The organism is Kitasatospora sp. NPDC088160, assembly GCF_044741445.1.
Classification (GTDB): domain Bacteria; phylum Actinomycetota; class Actinomycetes; order Streptomycetales; family Streptomycetaceae; genus Kitasatospora.
The window spans coordinates 31,352-51,436 of record NZ_JBIUSS010000018.1; the positions used below are offsets into that span (position 1 = coordinate 31,352).

The following is a 20,085-nucleotide window of genomic DNA, read 5'->3' on the forward strand; positions in this document are numbered from 1 at the left end:
GCGCGCGAGGCTAGAAGAACGTGGGCCGGCGCGGGACGTAGGGCTCTTCGAGGGAGTCGGTCTCCTCGGCGGTGAGCGTCAGGTCGAGCGCGGCGACGGCGTCGGCGAGGTGGTGCGGCTTGGTCGCGCCCACGATCGGGGCGGAGACCACCGGGTTCTTCAACACCCAGGCCATCGCGACCTGTGCCATCGACACACCGCGGGCCAGGGCGATGCGCTGGACAGCCTCGACGACGGCCCGGTCGCTGTCCAGGAAGATCGGCCGGTCCTGCTGGTCGACTGTCCGGTTGAGCTCCGCACGTGGCGTGGAGCGTTCGCCCCAGGGCCGGGTGACCAGCCCCCCGCCCAGGGGGCTCCACGGAATGCTTCCCACGCCCTGGTCGGCGAGCAGGCCGAACATCTCGCGCTCCTCCTCGCGGTGGATCAGGCTGTACTGGTCCTGCATGGAGACGAACCGGGTCCACCCGCGGGCCTGCGCGGCATGCTGCATCTTGGCGAACTGCCAGGCCCACATCGACGAGGCACCGATGTAGCGGGCCTTGCCCGCCTTGACCACATCGTGCAGCGCCTCCATCGTCTCCTCGACCGGCGTCTGCGGGTCGAAGCGGTGGATCTGGTAGACGTCGACGTAGTCGGTGTCCAGGCGCCGCAGCGAAGCGTCGATCTGTTCCATGACGGCCTTGCGGGACAGCCCCGACCCGCCCGGTCCCTGGTGCATCGGCGCCCACAGCTTGGTGGCCACGACGATGTCCTCACGCCGGGTGTACTTGCGCAGCGCCCGCCCGACGACCTCCTCCGAGGTGCCCAGACCGTAGATGTTCGCGGTGTCCCAGAACGTGATGCCGAGTTCGACGGCCTGGCGGAAGACCGGCTCGGCCGCGTCGTCGTCGAGCGCCCAGGTCGTCCTCCTGGCCGGGTCGCCGAAGCTCATACAGCCCAGGGCGATCCGGCTGATCCTGAGCCCCGACGTTCCCAAACGCGTGTACTCCATGGCGTACTCCTCTTCCTCGGTGACGTGGACGTGTGTACCTGCTCCGAAAGGCCGCCGCGCTCACTCCCCCCCCACCGTGAACTCACCCTCGGCTACGAGGCCCTGGAACTCGCCGCGACACCGGACTGACCCTCATGGCCTACGGCGCCGAACCCGCCATACCCGCGTGCGACGCCCTGAACCTGCTGGCCGGCTGGGCCGCGACGATGGATCGGGACCATGATCTCCGGCTCGGAAGCTCATCCCTCTCCCACCCCGCGGCCCGGCACCTCCGCCTGACCTCGCGCTCTCATCGCGCGTCCTCCCCGGCGACTGGTCAAGGGCGATCGTCGGCATTCATGGGGTCTGCTCTGTCGTGGGAGGGCCGGAGCGGCCGGCGGCCCTCGCGAGCGGTCAGGTGTCCGGGACGACGGCGACCGGGCAGCGGACGTGGTGGATCGCGGCGTGCGCCACCGGGCCGAGGTGGGCGCCGAGAGGCATCCGCCGGACGTGGCGGCCGAGGACGACCAGCCGGGCCGTCTCCGACGCTTCCACCAGGACGATGGCGGCGTTGCCCCGGACGAGCTCGGACGTCACGGTCACCTGGGGGTAGCGGGCCAGCCAGAGGGCCAGGGCGTCGGCGAACCGCTTCCGCTCGGAGGCGGACAGCTCCTTCTCCAGCCCTCCGATGGCGTCGAACGCCATGTGCTCGCTGCCGGCCGGCGGCGCCCAGACGTGGACGATCCGCAGGGGTGCCGAGCGGTGGGCGGCCGCCTCGAAGGCGAACGCGAGGACGTCGTCCGGCGGATGCGCGAGGTCGATGCCCACCAGGACGGGGTCGGTGGCGGCGTCCCGCTCGCCCTCACCGGCCCGGACCAGCACCACCGGGCAGGTGGCCCGGCGCAGCACCTCCTGGCTCACCGAGCCGACCAGGAAGCCGCGCACGGGCCCCAGCCCCCGGGAGCCGAGCACGAGCACGCTGGAGGTCCGGCCGGCGGTCTCCAGCGCCTTGGCCGGGTCGTCGGGGACCTGGCGGGAGGAGACCTGGAGGCCGGCGTGCGTGGCGCGCAGCTCCGCCTCGCGGGCGGCCAGGGCGTCCCGGCTGCGGTTGTACACCTCGTTGGTGCCGACCGAGTCCCGCTTGGGCCAGGGCCAGGCCTGGAGGAGTTCGAGGGCGAGCCCGCGGCGCAGCGCCTCCCGGGCGGCCCACGCGGTGGCGGCGTGGCTCTCCGGCGAACCGTCGAAGCCCGCGACGACGGGACCGTTCACGGTGACGGGACCGTTCACGGCGACCTCCCAGGGGTCGGGTCCGGGCCGGTCGGGCCCGCAGCGAGTCGAGGGCGGCGGCGACCGTTCGACCGCCTGCCGGAAGGGGCGGTCGAGCCGGACGCCGCGACCGTGGTCCATGCCGCGTCCCGCAGGTCGTACGTGGCCCGGGCACCCCGGCCAGTATCGGCGGGAGCCGCTGCCGGCGCCTCCCGGCGCAGGGCCGCGCCCCGGGCGGTCCGGCCCCGGCTCGGCGGATCGGCCTGGGAACGTGGGTGGTCAGAGCACCGGTCAGGCGCGCGGGGCGGTGTGCAGGACGGCGAACAGGCCCCGTGCGCGCGTGCCGTCGGGCAGCTGCCAGAGGCCGCCGAGGTGGCCGGCCGTCTCCGGGGCCGGGAGGGCCGCGTCGTCCGCGGCGGGGTGCAGCACCCGGTGCAGGCGCAGGGTCGCGCCCCGGGGTGCCGACAGCTCGGTGCCCTCCTGGTCGTCGTCGACGGCGGTGGGGCTCAGGGGAGTGTCGCCGCGGTAGGAGCGGGTGACCTCCAGGTCGGGGGTGTCGCTGATGTTCTGGTCCTGGGCTTGGACCCGGCCCTCGATCAGGGCCGACAACTGGGCGACCAGCACCGGGTCGTGGCAGCCGTCGTAGGCCCAGCGCCGCCCCAGCTCGCCGTGCTCCATGGTGCCGACGAGCGCGTGCTCCGCTCCGTCGAGCGGGGCGCCGCGGTAGGTGAGCGGGACGAAGTAGGTGGCGGGGGCTGGGCCCGAGGTGTCGGTGACCACCATGAACTCGATCCCGACCTCGCCCTGCGGGTCGTCCAGCCGGAAGCCGCCGGCCTTGGCCAGGTCCGGGGCTCCCGCGCCGCCGCGGTACCAGGGGCGGGAGGGGAGCCAGGAGGCGAGCAGTTCCAGCTTGCTCGGCTGGAGGGTGGTCTGGTGGATGACGGACATGCCGGGGGTCTCCTCCGTTGTGCGAATGCGATGGTCATACCCTCCCACCCATGCGGGGCTGACGGGCGGGCAGGTTCCGCTGCGACGTTCGTTGCCGTTCCGGCCCGGTCCTGGTCCTGGTCCTGGCCCAACTCGCCTCCCCGTCCTCCGCCGTCCACCGGCGGGTCTCCCGCCCGGCACCCGCGCGGCCGTCGGGCGGTAGGGCGTACCGGCACCAACTCGCCAGTCTGGCTGGAAAGATGGTTTCGGGTCGGCCGAACTTGCGATCTTTCGGACAAGCAGGCGATCAAGGTCTTGATCTGCTGAGGGGTCACCCTTAGATTGCAGTGCAATGTCACACTGAACCGACCGACACGGCGTGCCTGGGGGACCGGTGCCGGACACTGCACAGCAAGTACCGCACCAGAGCGCCGACAAGCTGCCCCGGGTGTTCTACCGGCTGGCACTGGGCGACGCCCTGTCCACGTACGGGAGCCAGCTCGACCTGGTGGCGCTCAGCCTGTTCGCCTACGAGGCGGCCGGGAACGCGCTCGGCACGGCCGGGTACCTGATCATCCGGCTGGCCGGCGGCCTCGTCGGCGGCCTGGTCTCCGGGCGGCTGGTGGCCCGGACCGACCGGCGGCGGCTGATGACGGGTTGCGCGCTGGCCCAGGCGCTGGCCCTGGTCGTGGTGGCCCTCGCGCCGGTCCCGGCACGCATCCCGGTGCTCTACTCGCTCGCGCTGGTCTTCGGCGGCGCGGCCGCGGTGTGCGCCGTCGCGCTGCGGACCAGCATCCCGGAGATGGTCGGCTCCGAACGCAGGGCCCGTGCCAACAGCCTGATGGCCAGCTGCCGTTCGGCCGCTATGGTGCTCGGCTTCGCCTCCGCCGGCGTGGTGGTGGCCTGGGCCGGGTTCCGCGCGGCGCTGCTCATCGACGCGTCCAGCTTCCTGGTGTTCGCTGCGGTGGTGCTCCGGCTGCCGCTGCGCACCCGGGCCGAGCCCGCCGAGCAGCCCGCCACAGAACCGGCTGATCCCGCCGGTCCCGCCGCGGGGGCGAAGCGGCGCGGGAGCCGGTGGCAGGCGCTGATCGTCCTGCGGGCCGCCCCGGTGGTCGGCGCGATGGCGGCGATCCGGCTGCTGGACGCCTTCGGCTCGGCCGCGCACAACATCAGCCTGCCGGTCTTCGCCAACCAGCACTCTCCCGGCAACCCGGCCGCGCTGCTGGGCATGTTCTGGGCCACCTGGGCGGTCGGCAACCTCGGCGCCCAGCAACTGGTCTCCCGGCTCCTGCTGCGCCGGGGCATCGAACCGGGCGAGCGCGCCTTCGCCCTGGGCACCTGTCTGATGTCCGGCTGTTTCATCCTGGTCTTCACCGGACTGCCGACCCCGCTGTTCCTGCTGGCGGCGGTCGGTGCCGGGCTCGGCGACGGCTTCACCGAGATCTCGTACACCACCCGGATCCAGGCCCTCGCCGACGAACGGCGCGGCCAGGCCTTCGGGTTGCTGACCTCCGCCGAGAACGTCGGCATGGGCACCGGGATGCTGCTGAGCGGATCGCTGCTGGCGCTGCTCAGCCCGCTGACCGTGGTCGGCGTCTCGCACGCCGTCCCGATCGTGCTGGCGCTCGGCTTCCTGGTCGTGGTCGCCCGGTCCCGCAAACGCTGAACCCTCCACCCCGCCGCAGTCACCCCACCGCACCCCACCACAAGCACCGCGCCACCGGATCCGCCGGCGCCACCGCGCCGCAGGCACCAGCCCGATCCGCTCACCCGCCGTACCCCGGGGCGGTCCGTACCCGCGCGCCCCGGCACCGATCCGAAAGGTGCCGTACCTGATGAGCTCCACCGGTCCCGACCGCGCCCGGCTGCGTGCCCTGGAGGCCCGGCTGCTGCTGCGTCCCGAGGTCGCCGACTGCGCGCTGCTGCCGGTCGAGCGCGCCGACGGCCGCCGCGGGCTGCTGGCCTACCTGGTGCCCGCCGCCGACACCGACACCGCCGCGCTGCGCCGCCGGGCCGCCGCTGCCCTGCTGGACGCCGACCCGAGCGCCGAGGTGCACCTCCTGGACGGCATCGTCCGCACCCCGCAGGGCGAGCCCGACCGCGCCGCACTGGCGGCCGCCGCCGCCCGGCCACCCGCCGAGCCCGGGCCCGCCCTGCGCCACCTGCGCGAACTCACCGCGCACTGGCGTCCGTTCGGCGACACCGGGACGACGACGGGCCCCGCCCCGGACGGCCCGACGGCCGCCCCCGAGGGCGCCGGGACCGAGGCGGTCGGCGCCCCGCTGCCCGACCCGGCGCCGGACGCGCCCCGGACGCTGCCCGAGGCGCTGCTGCGCGCCGCCGAGCGGCACCCCGGGCGCGGCCTGCACCTGGTCCGGGCCGACGGCGGGGCGACCCGGCTGACCTACCGCCGACTGCTGGAGCAGGCCCGGGAGACCCTCGCCCTGCTGACCTCCGCCGGGCTGCGGGCGGGCGACCGGGTGATCCTTCAAGTCCCCGACCCGGAACGCTACTTCCCCACCCTGTGGGCCTGCCTGCTGGGCGGGGTGCAGCCGGTCACGGTGGCCCGCCCGCCAGCCTACGACGAGCGCAATCCCGTGCTGGAGAAGCTCTGGCACGCCTGGCAGACCCTGGAGGAGCCGCCGGTACTCGCCTGCGGCCCGGCCGTGGCGGGCCTGGCACGGCTCGGGGAGCTCTACCCGGCGCCCGGGCTGCGGGTCATCGCGGTCGACCACCGGCCCGCCGATACCGGTGCCGCCACCGTCACCGGCGCCGCGCTCGACACCATCGGCGTGCCAGGCGCCGAGCACGCCCCGGACCCCGGCGACGTCGCGATCCTCCAGCTGTCCTCCGGCAGCACCGGCCGGTCCAAGGCGGTGCAGATCACCCACCGCGGCATCCTGGAGTACGTGGCCGGCGCCGCCTCCCAGGGCAGCTCGCCCGAGGACGTCACCGTCAACTGGCTGCCGCTGGACCACGTCGCCGGGCTGCTGATGTTCCACCTGCGGGACGTTGCGCTGGCCGCCGACCAGGTGCAGGTGCCCACCGAACTGGTGCTCGCCGACCCGCTGGTCTGGCTGGACACGCTGGAGCGCTACCGGGGCGCCCACTCCTGGTCGCCCAACTTCGGCTTCCGGCTGGTCGCCGAGGCGGTCCGGGCCGCTGGCCCCGGCCGGCACTGGGACCTCTCCGCGCTCAAGTCGCTGATCAACGCCGGGGAGCAGTGCACCGAGGCGGTGCTGGACGAATTCCTCGCCGCCACCGGGCCGTTCGGCGTTCGCGCGGACCACATCCTGCTCGGCTGGGGCATGGCCGAGACCTGCACCGTGATCACCTACAAGCGCTACCACGAGGACGGCGCCCGCCGCCTGGTGCGCACCGACTCGCTGACCGGACGGCTGGAGCCCACCGACCCCGCCTCGCGCGAGCGCGGCACCGGCTTCCTCAGCATGGGGCGTCCCGCGCCCGGCACCCGGATGCGGGTGGCGGGCGAGGACGGCCGGGCCCTGCCCGAGCACTGGGTCGGCCGGCTCCAGGTCAACTCCGGCCGGGTGACCCCCGGTTACCTGAACAACCCGGCCGCCGACCGGGAGTCCTTCGTCGGCGACGGCTGGTTCGACACCGGAGACCTGGCCTTCCTGGCCGACGGGGAGGTGGTGCTCACCGGCCGTCGCAAGGAGATCATCATCGTCAACGGGGTGCACTACTTCTGCCACGAGCTGGAGGACGTGGTCGCCTCGGTGGCGGGGGTGCGCTCCGGGCACGTCGCCGCCTTCGGGGTCCCGGACGACCGCACCGGCACCGAGCAACTGGTGGTCGCCTACGTGCCGAACGACCAGGACGCCCCCGCACCGCCCGTGGCCGCCGAGGTCCGGCGGCTGCTGGCCGCCCGCCGACAGCCCGCCCCCGCCCTGGTGCTGCCGGTGCCGCCGTCGGAGTTCCCGCGCACCACCAGCGGCAAGATCCAGCGCACCGCGCTGCGCCGACGGCTGCTCGACGGCGAACTCGACGAGCACATCGTGGCCCTGGACCTGGCGGAGGCCAACTCCCGGACCCTGCCGGACTGCGTGCGCCGACTCGCCTGGGAACCCCGTCCGGTGCCGCAGGCCCCGGCGGCCGGAACGGTCCCGGGTGACGGGGCTCCTGCGGGGCCGACCCTGCTGCTCGGCCCCGCCGGCCCCGGCACCCTCGCCGAGGCGCTGCGCGCCGCCCTGCCACAGGCCGTGGTGGTGGACCGGCCGCCGACCACCGACCCGGGGGAGTGGCTGCGGGCGCTCGGCGAGGAACGCCCCGCGCGGGTGGTGCACCTGTGGGGCGCGGGGCCCGAGGGCGCGCCGCGGCCCTCGGACGCCGCTGCGCGGGACGAAGCGCTGCTCGCCCTGCTGCGGGCCCTGGCCGGCCGGCCGCCGATCGGCGAGCTGGTCACCGTCAGCGCCGGGTTGCATGCCGTGCTGCCCGGTGAACTCCCCGACCCAAGTGCGGAGTTGACGGCGGCGCTGATCGCCGGAGCCCGGGCCGAGCAACTGGTGCCGGCCGCCCGGCACATCGACCTGCCGGCGGGCGCGCCGGCCGCCGAGCAGGCCGCCGCGCTGCTCGCCCTGCTGGCCGAGGCCCGGCCGGAGCCGGAGTGCGCCTGGCGCGAGGGCCGCCCGTGGGTGCCCCGGCTGGGACCGGCCGGGACCGTGACCGGGACCGCCACCGACCCCGACGCCGGGACCGCAACCGAGGGCTGCTCACTGCTCACCCCCGGCGCCCGCTACCTGGTCACCGGCGGCCTCGGCGGGATCGCCGCCGAGCTGCTGCCCGGCCTGCTCCGCGACCACGGCTCCCGGCTGCTCGTGATCGGCCGCACCGACCTGGACGCGCCGACCGCCGAGGCGGCCGAGCGCCGCGCCGCGCTGCACCGGCTGTCCTCCTACGGCGGCCGGGTCGACTACCGCCGCGCCGACGTGACGGACCCCGAGCAGCTGGCGGCGGTGGTCGCCGAGGCCGAACGGGACTGGCAGGCGCCGCTGGACGGCGTGCTCCACCTCGCCGGCAGCTACCGGCTCGCGCTGCTCGCCGACACCGGCCCCGACGGCTGGCGCGAGGCGGTGCGCGCCAAGACGACCGGCACGGACCACCTCGTCGAGCTGGTCCGGAAGCGGCCCGGCGCCCAGTTCGTCGGCTTCTCCTCGATGGTCGGCTTCCAGGAGGCCGTCGGTTCCACGGCGTACGCCGCCGCCAACCGCTACCTGGAGAGCGCCGTGGAACGGCTGCACCGGGAGACCGGGGCCCCGGCCTGGACGATCTCCTGGGGCCTGTGGAGCGGGGTCGGCATGAACCGCGCCACCGACCACGAGCAGGCCGCCGCCGACCGGGGCATCGCCGTGCTGAGCGCCGCGCACGGCCGCCGACTGGCCTCGCTGCTGCTGGCCGCCGCCCCGGGCCGCTGGTACGCCGGGCCCGACCCGAGCGCTCCGGCCGCGCGCCGCCGCCTGCTGGTCACCGCACCGCGACCGGTCCGCGAAGCGCCCGACGAGCGGCCGACCGCCGCGCGGCCGACCGACGAGCGGGCCCCGCAGCGGGCCACCGAGCCGCCCGCAGCCGTACCGTCCGCCGCCACCGGGCCCGCCGGCCCCGTCCACCCCGCCACCCCTGCCGCCGCCGAGTTGCGCCGGGCCGTCCTGGACGCCTTCGAGGCCGTCCTCGACACCCCACTCGACCCGGGCCGCCCGCTCGCCGAACTCGGCATCGGATCACTCCAGTTGATGCGGGTGCACGGCGCGCTCGGCGCCGTCCTGTCGACGCCCCCGGCGCCCACCGAGCTGTTTCGGCACCCCACCGTGGACGCTCTGATCGCGCACCTGGCCGAAGCGCCCACCGCCGCCACGACCACCGCCGCCACGACCACCGCCGCCACGACCACCGCCGCCACGACCGCCGCCGCCGCGCCCGGCGCCGCCCGGGACGGCGGCCCGGACGGCGGCGACCGCCGGGTGGCCATCGTCGGCCTGGCCCTGCGCTTCCCCGGCGCCGACACCCCCGAGCAGTACTGGCGCAACATCGTCGACGGCGTCCGCAGCACCACCCGCTTCACCGAGGACGAACTGGCGGCGGCCGGCCTGCGCCCGGCGGAGTACCGCCACCCCGACTTCGTCCCGGTGACCGGCGCGCTGCCCGACACCGACCGCTTCGACGCCGAGGCCTTCGGCATCAGCGGCACCGAGGCGGCGCTGATGGACCCCCAGCAGCGCCTGCTGCTGGAGATCTGCCGCCAGGCCCTGGAGAACGGCGGCTACGACGCCCCCGACCCGCGCCGCCGGGTCGGGGTCTTCGCCGGCACCGGGATGACCCTGTACGCGCTGCGCAACTACTACCAGCACACCCTGGCCGCCACCGCCGACCCGGCCGAGCCGGTGGCCGCGCTCCAGACCGCGATCGGCAACCAGGCCGACTTCGCCGCCACCAGGGTCGCCTACCGGCTGGGCCTGACCGGGCCGGCGATCGGCGTGCAGACGGCCTGCTCGACCTCGCTCGTCGCGGTGCACCTGGCGGTGCAGTCGCTGCTGGCGGGCGACTGCGACCTGGCGCTGGCCGGGGCCGCCGCCCTGCACATCCCGCAGGCCGCCGGATACCGCTACGAGGAGGGGTCGATCCTCTCCCCGGACGGCGCCTGCCGGGCCTTCGACGCGGCGGCCGGCGGCACGGTCGGCGGCAACGGCGTCGCGGCCGTCCTGCTCAAGCGCCTGGACCGGGCGCTGGCGGACGGCGACACCGTGCACGGCGTGATCCTCGGCTCGGCCGTCAACAACGACGGCGGGCTCAAGGTCGGCTACACCGCGCCCAGCGTGGACGGGCAGGCCGCCGTGGTCGGCCGGGCCCTGGACCTGGCCGGGGTGCCGGCCGAGAGCGTCGGCTACATCGAGGCGCACGGCACCGGCACCCCGCTCGGCGACCCGATCGAGTTCCGGGCGCTGTCCCAGGCGTTCCGCGCCCGCACCGAGGCCGCCGACTTCTGCTCGCTCGGCTCGGTGAAGCCCAACATCGGCCACCTGGACACCTGCGCGGGAATGGCGGGGCTGATCAAGGCCCTGCTGGTGCTGCGGCACGGCACGATCCCGCCGCTGGTCAACTTCAGCCGCCCCAACCCCGCGCTGGAGCTCGCGGGAAGCCCGTTCCGGCTCTCCGCCGAGCGCCGGGACTGGCCGACCGGCCCCACCCCGCGCCGGGCCGGGGTCAGCGCGCTGGGCGTCGGCGGTACCAACGCCCACCTGGTGCTGGAGGAGGCGCCGGCCGCGCCCGGCATCGCCGACCCGCGCCCCGCCCCGACCGTGCTGCCGCTGTCCGCCCGCACCGAGCAGGGCCTGACCGCCCTGGCCGGCCTGCTCCGCGACCGGCTGGCCACCGGGCCCGCCCCCGCCCCCGGCGACCTGCCGCTCACCCTCGGCGGCGGCCGCCGCGCGCTGCGCCACCGCCTCGCCGTCACCGGCGCCGACCCCGACGAGCTGCGCCGGGGCCTGGAGGCCCACCTCGCGGGCCGCACCTCCGGCGTCGCACCCGATGCGGGCCGCACCGCCGGCGTCGCACCCGATGCGGGCCGCACCTCCGGCGCCGTACCTGTGACGGGCCGCACCTCCGGCGGCGTACCCGTCCACCGCGAGGCCCGGCGCGGCGACGTGCAGCCGGTGCTGCTCTTCACCGGCCAGGGCGCCCAGTACCGGGGCATGGCCGCCGAACTCCACCGCGCCTTCCCGGTCTTCCGGGCCGTGCTGGACGAGTGCGACCGGCTGCACCGCGACGCCTGGGGCGAGCCGCTGCTGCCGCTGCTGCTCGACGCCGTGCCCGAGGGCGCCGACGACGCCTGGACCACCGAGGCGGCGCAGCCCGCGCTGTTCGCCCTGCAAGCGGCCTACCTGCGGCTCTGGCAGGAGCTCGGGCTCCGTCCGGCCGCGGTCGCCGGGCACAGCGCCGGCGAGTACGCGGCCTTCCACGCGGCGGGTGCGCTCGACCTCGCCGACGGGATGTTCCTCACCGCGTTGCGCGGGCGGCTGATGCACCGGGCGACCGAGCCCGGCGCCATGACGGCGGTGATGGCCGGCCCGCAGCGGCTCGCCGCACTCGGTGACTGGCTGCCCGGGGTGGAGCTGGCCGTGGTCAACGGCGCCGGCCAGTGCGTGCTGACCGGCGCGCCGCGCGAGATCGCGGCAGCCGAGGCCGTGCTGGCCGCCGACGGCGTGACCACCGAACGGCTCGCCACCGACCGGGCCTTCCACTCCCGCCTGCTCGACCCGGTGCTCGACCCGTTCCGCGAGCAGCTCGCCCGGCTGCGCCTGCGGCCGTTGACCGTACCGCTGGTGAGCAACCTGGGCGGCGAGGTGCTGGCTCCCGGCACCGTGCCCACGCCCGACTACTTCGTCCGGCAGACCCGGGAGACCGCGCGCTTCGACCTGGTCCTGGCCGCCCTGGACGGGCAGGGCCACGAGCTCTTCCTTGAGCTCGGCCCGCACCCGACGCTCACCGGCATGGGCCGCCGGGAGCTGCCGCACCGCCACTTCGTGGCCGGCGCCCGGCGCGGCGCACCGCCGGAGCGGCAGTTCGGCGTCGCGGCCGCCGCGTTGTGGTCCCACGGCGTCCCGCTCGACTGGGCACGCTTCGCCGCCGCCCGCGACTGGCCGGACGGCCCGGCCCGCCGCGTTCCCCTGCCGACCACCGTCTTCCAGCGCCGCCGCCACTGGTTCACCGCCCCCGACCGGCCGACCACCGAGGACTCCGCCATGCACCAGGCACCGCCGCCCCAGCAGCCCGTTCCGTCGTCGTCCATACCCGAGGCCGTATCGACGCCCGGCCCGGTGCCCGTCGTATCGGCACCCGCCGCAGTGACGCCCGCAGTGACGCCCGCAGCGAGCCCCGAGCAACTGGCCGAGGAGGCCGTGCTGCGCCAGGTGCTGGAGCAGACGGCCCGCCAGCTCGGCCACGACGAGGGGTCGGTCGGAGCCGACGAGCCCTTCTTCGACCTCGGCGCCGACTCGCTCTCGATGATCAACATGATCCGGGACCTGGAGCGGACCTTCCGGGTACGGGTCTCGATGCGCGAACTGTTCGAGGCGGCGGACACCCCGGCCCGGCTGGCCGGGCTGATCGCCGGCCGGCTGGAGCCCGCCGTCCGGGACGCGCTGCTACCGGCCGCCGCGCCGGAGCCGGCGGCGGCTCCGGCACCGGTCCCTGCCTCCGCCCCTGCCTCGGCCCCGGAAGCGGCACCGATACCGGCACCGATACCGGCTCCGGCACCCCCGCCCCAGGTGGTCGCGGCAGCCGCCGTCCCCGCTCCGCCCGTCCACCTCGCTCCGCCCGTCCCGTCCGTGCCCGCGTCACCGCCCGCGCTCGCCCCGGTGGCCGACGGCGCCGGCCTGATCGAGCGCCAGCTCGACCTGCTCGGCCAGTTCTCCGACCTGATGCGCGACCAGCTCGGCCTGCTGGCCGGGACCGGGGCGGCGCCGCCCGCGTTCCCCGGGGCTGCCGCCCCCGTCGCCCTGCCGCCGGCCGTCGCCCAGGTCGCCGCCGTCACCCCGGCCGCCGCTGCCCCCGCCGTCACCTCCGCCGCCGCCGCCGCACCCGCGTCGGCCACCCCGCCCGCCCCGCAGGTGCACGGCCCCCGGGTGACCGTCTCCCGGGAGTCCGGCATGGCCTCCGGCGGCCTGACCGACCAGCAGCGCGCCCACGTGGACGAGCTGGTCGCCCGCTTCACCGCCCGGACCGCCGCCTCCAAGGCGGTCACCCGCCGCCACCGGCACACCCTCGCGGACAGCCGCGCCGTGGTCGGCTTCCGCTCCGCGACCAAGGAGATGCTCTACCCGCTCGCCGCCCGCCGGGCCCGGGGCTCCCGCCTGGAGGACCTCGACGGCAACACGTACGTCGACATCACCATGGGCTTCGGCGTCCTGCTGTTCGGCCACGACCCGGAGTTCGTCTCCGACGCCGTCCGCGAGCACCTGGCCGGCGGACTGAGGCTGGGCCCGCGCGGCCCGGAGACCGGCGAGGCCGCCGAACTGCTGGCAGAGCTGACCGGCACCGAGCGGGTCGCGTTCGCCAACTCCGGCACCGAGGCGAACGCCGGGGCGATCCGGCTGGCCCGCGCGTACACCGGCCGCGACAAGATCGTCATGTTCGAGGGCTCCTACCACGGCCACTTCGACCACACCCTGGGCCGGACCGTGGGCCGCGGCGCCGACCGGGAGACCGTCCCGGTGTCGATCGGCATCCCCGGCAGCGCGGTCGCCGACCTCGTGGTGCTGCGGTACGGCGATCCGGAGAGCCTCCAGGTGATCGAGGAACTCGGCGACCGGATCGCCGCCGTGCTGGTCGAACCCGTCCAGAGCCGCCACCCGGGGCGCCAGCCGGTCGAGTTCGTCCGCGCGCTGCGCGAACTGACCGCCCGCCGCGGCATCGTGCTGGTCTTCGACCAGATGCTCACCGGCTTCCGGCCGCACCTGCGCGGCGCCGAGGGCTTCTGGGGCGTGACCCCGGACGTCTCCACCTACGGCAAGGTGCTCGGCGGCGGCTACCCGATCGGCGCGATCGCCGGGCGCGCCGACATCCTGGACGGGATCGACGGCGGCCACTGGGACTACGGGGACGACAGCTACCCGCCCAGGGACACCACCTTCTTCGGCGGCACCTACATCCAGCACCCGCTGGCGATGACCGCGGCGGGCGCCGTGCTGCGCCACCTCAAGGCGTCCGGCCCCGGCTTGCAGGAGCGGCTGAACGCCCGCACCGACGAGCTGGCCGCGACCCTCAACGGGTTCTTCGAGGAGGAGGAGTTCCCGCTGCGGCTGGCCCACTTCGGCTCGCTGTTCCGGTTCGAGCCGCGGGCCGACATGGAACTGCTCTTCCCGCAGCTGCTGACCCGCGGGGTCTACGTGTGGGAGTGGCGCAACTTCTTCCTCTCCACCGCCCACACCGACGGCGACCTGGAGTTCGTGGTCGACGCGGTCCGCGACTCGCTGCGCGACCTGCGGCGCGGCGGCTTCTTCCCGGCCTCGCCCGGGGTACGGCTCCCGGCCCCGCGCCCGGCGGCCGCACTCCCGGAGCCCGCGGCGGACGACCGTACGAGCACCGGCACCACCGGCACCACCGGCACCACCGGCACCACCGGCGCCGGCCACACCGAGCCCGCCGGGACGCCGTACCACCCGGTCAGCGACCCGCAGCGCCCGGTCGACTTCAGCCTCTACTTCTTCGGCGACTACCCCCTGGACTCCCCGGAGGACGAGAAGTACCGCATCGTCCTGGAGAGCGCCCGCTTCGCCGACCGGCACGACTTCCACGCCGTCTGGCTGCCGGAGCGCCACTTCCACTCCTTCGGCGGGATCTTCCCCAACCCCTCGGTCCTGGCCGCCGCACTGGCCCGGGAGACCACCCGGATCCGGCTCAACGCGGGCTGCGCGGTCCTGCCGCTGCACCACCCCGTCCGGGTGGCCGAGGAGTGGTCGGTGGTCGACAACCTGTCCGGCGGCCGGGTCGGCCTGGGCTGCGCCAGCGGCTGGCACCCCAACGACTTCCTGTTCTTCCCCGAGAACTACGGCGGCCACAAGGAGCTGATGCACCAGCAGATCGACACCGTCCGGGCGCTGTGGCGCGGCGAGCCCTACCGGGGCCGCAACGGCAAGGGGGAGCCGATCGAGGTGACCCTGCACCCGCGCCCGCTGCAGGAGCAGCCGCCCATGTTCACCGCGATCGTCGGCAATCCGGACAGCTTCCGCGAGGCCGCCCGGCACGACCTGGGCATCATCACCAACCTGATGACCCAGGACGTCGCCCAGCTCGCCGAGAACGTCGCGCTCTACCGGCGCACCCGGGCCGAGCACGGCCTCGACCCGGAGGCCGGCCGGGTGGTCGTGCTCGTCCACACCTACCTGGGCGCCGACCTCGCCACCGCCCGCGAGCAGGCGTACCGCCCGTTCTGCCACTACCTGCGCTCCTCGCTCTCGCTGTTCGGGCAGATGGCCAACAGCCTCGGCCTGACCCTGGACTTCGAGAACACCCCGGAGGAGGACCTGGAGTTCGTGCTGGAGCGCGCCTACGAGCGGTACTGCGCCTCCCGCGCGCTGATCGGCACCCCGGAGAGCGTGCGGTCCGTCCTGGCCGAGCTACGGGCGGCCGGCGCGGACGAGATCGCCTGCTTCGTGGACTTCGGGCTCGCCCCCGACCTGGTGGCCTCCGGCCTGCCGCAGATCGACGCCCTGCGCCGCTCCGCCCAGCGCGGCGCCCCGCTGTCCTACGCGCAGCAGCGGATGTGGTTCCTGCACCGGATGCTGCCCGACACCGGGCAGTACAACGAGGTCAAGGCCATCGAGCTGGACGGCCCGCTCGACCCGGCCGCACTCGACACCGCGCTGCGCGCGCTGGTCGAACGGCACGTCGGGCTGCGCACCGCCTTCCGCGAGCAGGACGGCGAACCGTTCCAGCAGGTGCTCCCGGTGCCCGAGGGCCCGCTGCTGGAGCGGGTCGCGGCCGACGGGCCCGAGCACGAGGCGGTGGCCGCGCTGGTCGCCGCCGAGGGTACCCACCGCTTCGACCTGACCGAGGGCCCGCTGTTCCGGGCCCGGCTGCTGGAGACGGGGCCCGACCGGCAGGTCCTGGTGCTGTCGATGCACCACATCGTGATCGACACCCTGTCCACCGTGGTGATCACCCGGGAACTGGGCGAGCTGTACCGGGCCGCCCGGGAGCAGCGCCCCGCCCGGCTGCCGGTGCTCACCACCACCCCGGCCGCCGAAGCCGCCCGGGAGCGGGCCGCGGTGGCCGCCGGGGCGTACGACGAGAGCCTCGCGTACTGGCGCAAGGTGCTCGGCGGCGACCTGCCGGTGCTGGCCCTGCCGACCGACCGGCCGCGCCCGGCGGTGCCGGACGGCCGGGGCCGCTCCCACGTCCGCCAACTTCCCGCCGAACTCTCTGACGGCCTGCGGGACTTGGCCCGCAGCCGCCGCTCGACCCTGTTCATGGTGCTGCTCACCGCCTTCGCCGGGGTGCTGCAGCGCTACGGCGGCCAGGACGAGGTGGTGCTGGGCACCCCGGTGGCCAACCGGACCGAGGGCACCGAGGACCTGGTCGGATTCTTCGTCAACTCGCTGGCGCTGCGGCTGGACCTGTCCGGGGAGCCGGACTTCGCCGAGGCGCTGGACCGGGTCCGCTCCAGCGCGCTGGACGCCTACGAGCACCAGCAACTGCCCTTCGAGGTCCTGGTCCAGGAGCTCAACCCGCAGCGGGACACCAGCCGCAACCCGCTCTTCCAGGTCCTCGTCGAGTTCGAGAACCACGCCGTCTTCGAACTCGACCTGCCCGGGGTGACGGCCCGCCCGCTGGACCACGTGGTGGACCGCTCCGCCTTCGACCTGTCGCTCTTCCTCACCAACCTGCCGGACGGCATCCGCTGCCACGTCGAGTACGCCGAGGCCCTGTTCGACCGGGCCACGGTGGACCGGCTGTTCGACGCCTTCCAGCGGCTGCTCACCGCCGCCGTCGCCGACCCGGCCCGCCCGCTCGCCGAACTGACGGCCACCCCGGCCGACCCCGCCCTGGAGTGCGGGCCCGAGGCGCAGCCGGCGCCCGCGCACCCGCTGGCGGCGGTGGCCGCCGTCGCGGCCGCCCGTCCGGACGCCCTCGCGGTGGTCGCCGCCGACGGCACCGGGACCGACTACCGGACGCTGCACGCCCGGGCCGGCGAGCTGGCCGGCCGGCTGCTGGGCGCCGGGGTGCGGGAGGGCAGCCGGGTGGGCGTGCTGCTGCCGCGCTCGGTGGACCAGGTGGCCGCGCTGCTGGCCGTGCTGCGCCTCGGCGCCGTCCACGTGCCGATCGACCCGCTGCAGGGCCCGGAGCGCTGCCGGCTGATCGCCGCGGACAGCGCACCGGCCGTGCTGCTCACCGCCTCGGACACGGACCTGATGGGCCTGTCCCTGCCGACGGTCCTGACGGACTCCGATGCCGAGGTCGATGCCGAGGCCGTCGTCGCCGCCGAACTGCCGCCGCTGCCCGCCCCCTCCGCGCAGGCCCCCGCGTACCTGCTGTACACCTCCGGCTCCACCGGCCGCCCCAAGGGCGTGCTGATGCACACCCTCGGCCTGTCCGCGCTGCTGGCCTGGAACGTCGCCGAGCACCCGGCCGCCCGCACGCTGCAGTACGCCTCCTGCGGGTTCGACGTCAGCGTCCAGGAGGTGCTCACCACGCTGGCCGGCGGCGGCACCCTGCTGCTGATCGAGGAGGAGACCCGCTACGACGTGACGGCGCTGGCCGCCGTGGTCCGCGCGACCCGGGCCGAGCGGCTGCACCTGCCGTACACCCCGCTGGCCGCGCTGGTCGACGCCCTCGGCGGCGAACCGGTGCCCGACCTGCGCGAACTGATCACAGGCGGCGAGCAGTTGCTGCTCACCCCCGGGCTGCGGGCCTTCCTCGCCCGCAACCCCGGCTGCCGGCTGATCAACCACTACGGCCCCACCGAGACCCACGCCGTCACGGCCGGCGAGGTCGCCCCGGACGGACCGGACCACGCGGCGATCGGCCGCCCGGTGCCGGGCACCCGCATCCTGCTGCTGGACGCCGCCGGGCGCCCCGTCCCGCCCGGGGCGGTCGGCGAGATCCACGCGCTCGGCGTCCAGGTCGGGCTCGGCTACCCCGGCCGGGAGCAGGAGAGCGCCGCCGTCTTCACCGACACCCCGGACGGCCGCCGCTACCGCACCGGCGACCTCGGCCGCTGGCGGCCCGACGGCACCCTGGAGTACCTCGGCCGCGCCGACCGCCAGGTCAAGGTGCGCGGCTACCGGATCGAGCCGGGCGAGGTCGAGACCGTGCTGCAGTCCGTCCCGGGCGTGCGCGGCGCGGCCGTGACGGCCCGCCGCACCGAGACGGGCACCACGCTGGCCGGGTACGTGCAGTGCGCCGCCGCCGAACTGCCCCGGGTCCGCGACCACCTGGCCGACCTGCTGCCCGAGCACATGGTGCCGGGGCTCTGGGCCGCGGTGGCGGCGCTGCCCTTCACCGCGCACGGCAAGCTGGACGCCGCCGCCCTGCCGGAGCCGCTGCCGCTGGGCGCGGGCCGGGCCGCCGTCGCCCCGGCCACCGAACTGGAACGCACCGTGCAACGGCTGTGGGAGGAGGAGCTCGGCCGCCCCGCAGGCGTGGAGACCTCCTTCTTCGACCTCGGCGGGCACTCGCTGGCCGCCACCCGGCTGCTGAACCGGGTCCGCGAGGCCACCGGGATCCGGACCGGCGTCCTGGACTTCTTCCGCCGCCCGACCATCCGCGCCATGGCCGCCCAGCAGCCGCAGACCGAGGACCGCCAGGCCCCGGCCTACGAGGAGGGCACGCTGTGACGACCCCTATCGACGATGGCTGGCACCGGCTCGTCCGGCTGCTCGACGAGCGCGAGATCGTCCTGCGCACCACCGGCGACCGGCTCGGCTACCTCGCCCCGCCCGGCGCGCTCGACGAGGAGGCCACCGGGCTCGTCCGGGCCCACCGGGAACGGCTGCTGACCACCCTGACCGGCGCCGGCACGGCCCTCGCCGCCGCGCCCGCCGGGGTGGCACAGCGCCGGATGCACCGGGCGCACGACCGGGCGGCGGACCCGGCGGTGTGGAACATCACCCAGCGGATCGCCCTGCGCGGGCCGCTGGAGCCCGAGCGGCTGGCCGCCGCGCTGACGGCGCTGACCGGGCGCCACGAGAGCCTGCGCACCAGCTACCGGGACACCGACCTGGGCCTGCTCCAACAGGTGCTGCCGAACGCCCCGGTGCGGCTCCCGGTCGCCGACCTGCGCACGCTCACGCCCGGTGCGCGGGACGCGGCGCTCGCCGAGGCCACCCGGGCCGAGAGCGACCGCCCCTTCGACCTGGCCACGGCCCCGCTGCTGCGCGCCCGGCTGCTGCGGCCCGCCGATGACGCGTGGGTGCTGCTGCTGACGCTCCATCACATCGCGGTTGACGGCTGGTCGTTGGCCACTCTGCTGGCCGATCTGGGCACGCTGTACCGCCCGGACGGGCGGCTGCCGGAGGACCCGGGCCGGATGACCGACCACGCCTGCTGGGAGCGGACCGTGGTCACCCGCGCCGCCGTCGCCGAGGCCGCCGACCACTGGGCCAAGACCCTGGACGGCGTCGCGTCGGCGGTGGACCTGCCCACCACCCGCCCCCGCCCCGCACAGCGCTCCGGGCGGGGCGCCACGGCTGCCTTCCGCCTCCCCGCGGCACTGGCCGAGGCGGTGGGCCGCTACGCCGCCGCCCGCTCCACCACCGCCTCGGCCGTCCTGCTCGCCGCCTACGCGCGGCTGCTGGGCGAGCTGAGCGGCGCGGCGGAGACCCTGGTGGTGCTCTCCCACGCCAACCGCACCCGGCCGGCCGACGAAGGGGTCGTCGGCCTGCTCACCTTCGGCCTCCCGATCCGGCTGCCCACCCGCTCCCCGGGCGGGTTCGGGGCGTCGGTCGACACGGCCGCGACGGCGATCGCCACCGCCCTCGACCACGCCACCGTCCCCTTCGGCCTGCTGGTCGAACCGCTGCGCGAACGCGGCGTCCGGCTGCCGGACGCCTACCCGCAGGTCCTGCTCACCGTGCAGAGCACCCCGCCCGCCGTCCTCGACCTCCCCGGCCTGACCGCCGAGGTCGAGGACGTGCCGGGCCCCTCGGCCCGCTCCGACCTCCTGCTGCTCCTCACCCCGGACGCGGACGGCTACGAGGGCCTGGCCGAGTACGACGCCGACCTGTTCGACCCGGACACCGTGCGCTCCTGGCTCGACACCCTGGTGAACGACCTGGCCCGGCACCTGACGGACCGGCCGGGCTGACCGGGCGGACTGGCCGACCGGCGGCTGACCCGGCCGAGAGGGCCGATGACCGGGTCAGCGCCGGGCCGGCTCCGCTGCGGGGGCCTGCCGGGGGAGTGGAGGC

Annotated in this window: 6 protein-coding genes; 3 read left to right on the forward strand and 3 right to left on the reverse strand. The window is 75.8% G+C overall.

All coding sequences use genetic code 11. The features are described 5' to 3' along the window. Positions 1–10: 10 nt before the first annotated feature. The 3 genes from ACIOGZ_RS26440 to ACIOGZ_RS26450 all read right to left on the reverse strand — a co-directional run bounded on the left by ACIOGZ_RS26440 (position 11) and on the right by ACIOGZ_RS26450 (position 3,184). Complete coding sequence (locus tag ACIOGZ_RS26440; protein WP_363586653.1) at positions 11–991, reverse strand: aldo/keto reductase; 981 nt, start codon at positions 989–991, stop codon at positions 11–13. A gap of 393 nt (positions 992–1,384) precedes the next feature. Beyond that, a complete protein-coding gene (locus ACIOGZ_RS26445) occupies positions 1,385–2,257 on the reverse strand; it encodes a universal stress protein (protein ID WP_400987597.1) in 873 nt (290 codons plus the stop codon). Between the two features lie 270 nt (positions 2,258–2,527). After that, positions 2,528–3,184 (reverse strand): 1,4-alpha-glucan branching protein, encoded by a 657-nt coding sequence (locus ACIOGZ_RS26450; protein ID WP_400810669.1) that lies wholly within the window; start codon positions 3,182–3,184, stop codon positions 2,528–2,530. A 373-nt stretch (positions 3,185–3,557) separates the two neighbouring features. Here ACIOGZ_RS26450 and ACIOGZ_RS26455 point away from each other — a divergent pair, with 373 nt between their 5' ends. The 3 genes from ACIOGZ_RS26455 to ACIOGZ_RS26465 all read left to right on the forward strand — a co-directional run bounded on the left by ACIOGZ_RS26455 (position 3,558) and on the right by ACIOGZ_RS26465 (position 19,982). Then, positions 3,558–4,829: an MFS transporter gene (locus ACIOGZ_RS26455; protein ID WP_400987599.1), complete on the forward strand. Its 1,272-nt coding sequence runs from the start codon at positions 3,558–3,560 to the stop codon at positions 4,827–4,829. A gap of 169 nt (positions 4,830–4,998) precedes the next feature. After that, entirely contained in the window at positions 4,999–18,513 is a 13,515-nt protein-coding gene (locus ACIOGZ_RS26460) for a MupA/Atu3671 family FMN-dependent luciferase-like monooxygenase (RefSeq protein WP_400987601.1), read from the forward strand. Continuing rightward, positions 18,510–19,982 carry a condensation domain-containing protein gene (locus ACIOGZ_RS26465; protein WP_400987603.1) on the forward strand — a complete coding sequence of 491 codons (1,473 nt, stop codon included), beginning with the start codon at positions 18,510–18,512 and terminating at the stop codon, positions 19,980–19,982. Before ACIOGZ_RS26460 ends, ACIOGZ_RS26465 begins: the two co-directional genes overlap by 4 nt. Positions 19,983–20,085 lie beyond the last annotated feature (103 nt).

Coding starts and splice junctions, on each gene's coding strand:
- ACIOGZ_RS26440 (WP_363586653.1), bottom strand. CDS start 991: ATGGAGTACACGCGTTTGGGAACGTCGGGGCTCAGGATCAGCCGGATC.
- ACIOGZ_RS26450 (WP_400810669.1), bottom strand. CDS start 3,184: ATGTCCGTCATCCACCAGACCACCCTCCAGCCGAGCAAGCTGGAACTG.
- ACIOGZ_RS26460 (WP_400987601.1), top strand. CDS start 4,999: ATGAGCTCCACCGGTCCCGACCGCGCCCGGCTGCGTGCCCTGGAGGCC.